This is a genomic window from bacterium, from assembly GCA_035703895.1.
In the GTDB taxonomy this organism is placed as follows: Bacteria; Sysuimicrobiota; Sysuimicrobiia; order Sysuimicrobiales; family Segetimicrobiaceae; genus Segetimicrobium.
Genome location: DASSXJ010000296.1, coordinates 1 through 3,132, shown reverse-complemented (window position 1 = coordinate 3,132; position 3,132 = coordinate 1). Strand labels below are relative to the sequence as shown.

The following is a 3,132-nucleotide window of genomic DNA, read 5'->3' as shown; positions in this document are numbered from 1 at the left end:
GCTGGGGCGCGCCACCACCGGCCCCATGATGATCCGGCGGTCGGTCGAGATGCGGTACGGCGAGCAGATCTTCGAGATCGCAGTCCCGCTCGATGACGTGGCAATGAATGCGCCGGATCTGATCGAACAGGTCGTCGATCGGTTCCGGCAGCGTCATGAGGCGCTGTACACGTACAGCGCCTCGGACCAGGACATCGTGCTCGTCAACGTGCGTGTGGCGGTGGTGGGGACGCTTCCGGTGACACCGGTCGAGCCGCCGTTGCCCTCGCATGGGCCGGGGGCGCCGCCGAGGATGCGGCGCGTCTATCTGGATCGGTGGGTGGAGGTCCCTGTGTATCAATGGTCCGGCCTCGTGTCCGAGGCGGAGATCCCCGGCCCTGCGATCGTCGAGTCGCCCACCACGACTGTGGTGATTCGCGACGATGACCAGATCGGCGTGACGCCCCACGGATGGCTCGACATTCGGGTTGGCCGATCTACGGACGAGCGTGCCAGCTAGAGGAGGCCGACATGTCCATGGGCAGAACGGATGGGCTTTTCTGGCTCGTGACGATGGTCATCATCCTCGGCGTCCTCGTGGTCGCGGTGCCGCTGCGGCACACGAACTACAACCACGTCATATTTTGGACGAGAGTCGTGGGCGGTCTTGTCGTCTTCAGAGTGGGAATGCAAGTCATTTGGTCTGGCATGCGGAGCCGACACCGACCACGGCTCTGGGGTCGGCGTCGCTATCGCGGCGCTCGGTCTGTCCCTAGTCTATCTGGGGCTGGTTTCTCTGGGACTGTATCCGCGAAGGAGTTGATCAGTGCAGCAGCGCAAAAGCGCTGCCGATTCTCTTTTCAGGTTTTGAAATAGCTCCCTCGTTCGAGGTCAGTGAGGAGGAAGGGCTGCACGGGACGCCAACCGAGGCGTTCCTGAGTTAGCTTGCTTGAGGCCGGGCAGTCGAGTCCGGCGAAGGCTCCGAGCCGGACCTCACCTTGCGTGCCGGTCTTATTTGCCGAAACTCCGCCGCGGTGCGCGCCTTTGCCAGGGCTGGTCTTCGGCACCTCAAGACCGTCCTTTCGCCGGAGACGCAGGACCTAGTTTGCCTAATGTGTGCGACGAGGCGCGACTATCATGATATTTGATAGGAGGGCAACATGCTCGATCTGGCCGGCAAGGTTGCCATCGTGACGGGCGCGGGATCCGTGGGGCCTGGCTGGGGCAACGGCAAGGCGACCGCGGTGCTGCTGGCGCGCCGGGGCGCGAAGCTTTTCGCCATCGACATCAACCTAGCGGCGGCGAACGAAACGCGGGGCATCATCGAGCAGGAAAGCGGCACCTGCATCGCGCACCGCTGCAACATGACGGCGGCCCGAGAGGTAAAGGCCGCGGTAAACGCCTGCGTCGAGCGCTTCGGGTGCATCGACATCCTGGTGAACAATGTCGGCGGATCAACCCCGGGCGATCCGGTGACCATGACCGAGGAGACGTGGGACGCTCAAGTGGACTTGAACTTGAAAACAACCTTCCTGGGCTGCAAATACGTGCTCCCGGTGATGGAGGCTCAGGGATCCGGCGCGATCGTGAACAACTCCTCCGTCGCCGGGCTACGCAAGCATCTGGGCCGCTCCCATGTCGCCTACAGCGCCACGAAGGCCGGGGTGATCGCACTGAGCCGCGCCACGGCGTTGGTCTATGCGAAGAAGGGCATCCGCTGCAACACCGTCGTGCCGGGCCTCATGCACACGCCGCTGGTCGAGCAGCGCCTGGCCCGCCAGCTCGCCTGCCAGGACGTCGCGGCGCTGATCGCGTACCGGCACTCGCTGGTGCCGATGGGGCGGATGGGCGATGCGTGGGACGTGGCGCACGCCGTGCTGTTCCTAGTGTCCGACGAGGCCCGGTACATTACGGCGACCGAGATCGTTGTCGACGGCGGCCTGATCGCCTCCATGCCGTAGGCGAAGCAGCTGCGCAGCAAGCCCGTCGTTGACGTCCGCTCCGGGTGGTCGGAGGGGAACATACTCGATAAGATGAACGCGGCCATGATCCTTCTGCTCGCGCTCCTGATCTCACCAACGCTGGCTGGGGGCCCGACGGTCAAGGGAGACCCGAAGGCGCTGCAAGAGATCCTCGCCGCGTTCAATCGGGTGAACGCCGCCAAGACCTATCGGATGAAAGGGACGATCGGAGGGGCACCCTTGGTCGTGGAGGCGGTCATGCCCGACCGGTACCACACGAAGGTGGAGTGGCCGGACGGCAAAGCGTTTGAGACAGTCAGGGTGGGTTCTGAGGTCCGCTTCCAGCATGACGGGCAACGATGGACATGCGCGCCCGCGCCTCCGCTAAACTTTCCCAGCACGGATCTTGCGAGTCTCTCGGATAAAATCATCGCGGCGAAAGGCCCGGTCGCGACCATCGATGGCATAGCCACGCAGAGCTACACGTATACATATGCCGGTCAAGGGTACACCGTCAAGCTCTACGTCGCGATCGCGGAAAGGTTGCCGAAGCGGATGGAGGTGCTTGACCCTACCGGCGCGGTCGAATCAACGTTTGATTACTACGATTACGGAGCGCCCATCACGATTGATCTTCCAGCCTGCACCTGATTGAGCATCGCGACCGTCGCCTGAAGCCTGTCCATTGGAGAACCCCCGGCTGCTGCTTCATGCGTCGCAGCGACTTGCGCGCGTAGCTTGACGTATGCCGAAATTATGCATCATAATGCATGCATGCGGACTACCTTGAACATAGAGCCATCCCTCATCCGCCGGGCGGCCCGGTTGACCGGGGTCTCAAAGAAAACGGCGCTCGTACGCATGGGCCTAGAGGCATTGATCGCCCGGGAGAGTGCACGGCGGCTGGCAAGGCTTGGGGGGACTGAGCCGGGCTTGAGGACGGTCCGGCGGCGTCGGCCAGGCCGCGTAGCATGATCCTCGTCGACACGTCCGTCTGGATCGATCACCTACGCGCGGGAAACCGCAAACTGCGGTCCCTCCTGGAGAACGCGGAGGTGCTGGCCCATCCGTTCGTCGTCGGTGAGTTGGCGTGCGGGACACTGCGCAATCGGGAGGAGGTCCTGACCCTGCTCCAGGCCTTGCCCGAGGCGCAGGCCGCGGAGCACGAGGAAGTGATGCGCGTGGTTGAGCG

At 63.7% G+C, this 3,132-nt stretch carries 5 protein-coding genes and 1 pseudogene; 5 read left to right on the top strand and 1 reads right to left on the bottom strand.

Annotation, left to right across the window (positions count from 1 at the left end; genetic code table 11):
• On the top strand, nucleotides 1–499 hold a 499-nt coding region (locus tag VFP86_19455; protein HET9001828.1), incomplete at its 5' end, for a hydantoinase/oxoprolinase family protein.
• A 340-nt stretch (nucleotides 500–839) separates the two neighbouring features.
• Here VFP86_19455 and VFP86_19450 read toward each other — a convergent pair.
• A pseudogene (locus VFP86_19450) lies at nucleotides 840–965 on the bottom strand (3-beta hydroxysteroid dehydrogenase).
• Nucleotides 966–1,139: 174 nt separating this feature from the next.
• Here VFP86_19450 and VFP86_19445 point away from each other — a divergent pair.
• The 4 genes from VFP86_19445 to VFP86_19430 all read left to right on the top strand — a co-directional run.
• Nucleotides 1,140–1,940 carry an SDR family NAD(P)-dependent oxidoreductase gene (locus tag VFP86_19445; protein ID HET9001827.1) on the top strand — a complete coding sequence of 267 codons (801 nt, stop codon included), beginning with the start codon at nucleotides 1,140–1,142 and terminating at the stop codon, nucleotides 1,938–1,940.
• Between the two features lie 72 nt (nucleotides 1,941–2,012).
• The gene (locus VFP86_19440) at nucleotides 2,013–2,591 is read left to right on the top strand and encodes a hypothetical protein (protein HET9001826.1); all 579 of its coding nucleotides are present in this window, start codon (nucleotides 2,013–2,015) and stop codon (nucleotides 2,589–2,591) included.
• Nucleotides 2,592–2,714: 123 nt separating this feature from the next.
• Nucleotides 2,715–2,915 carry a type II toxin-antitoxin system VapB family antitoxin gene (locus VFP86_19435; GenBank protein HET9001825.1) on the top strand — a complete coding sequence of 67 codons (201 nt, stop codon included), beginning with the start codon at nucleotides 2,715–2,717 and terminating at the stop codon, nucleotides 2,913–2,915.
• On the top strand, nucleotides 2,912–3,132 hold a 221-nt coding region (locus VFP86_19430; protein HET9001824.1), incomplete at its 3' end, for a PIN domain-containing protein. The genes VFP86_19435 and VFP86_19430, both read left to right, overlap by 4 nt.

Excerpts from the sequence above, each read along its gene's own strand:
- VFP86_19445 (HET9001827.1), top strand. The coding sequence starts at position 1,140 with ATGCTCGATCTGGCCGGCAAGGTTGCCATCGTGACGGGCGCGGGATCC.
- VFP86_19440 (HET9001826.1), top strand. The coding sequence starts at position 2,013 with ATGAACGCGGCCATGATCCTTCTGCTCGCGCTCCTGATCTCACCAACG.
- VFP86_19435 (HET9001825.1), top strand. The coding sequence starts at position 2,715 with ATGCGGACTACCTTGAACATAGAGCCATCCCTCATCCGCCGGGCGGCC.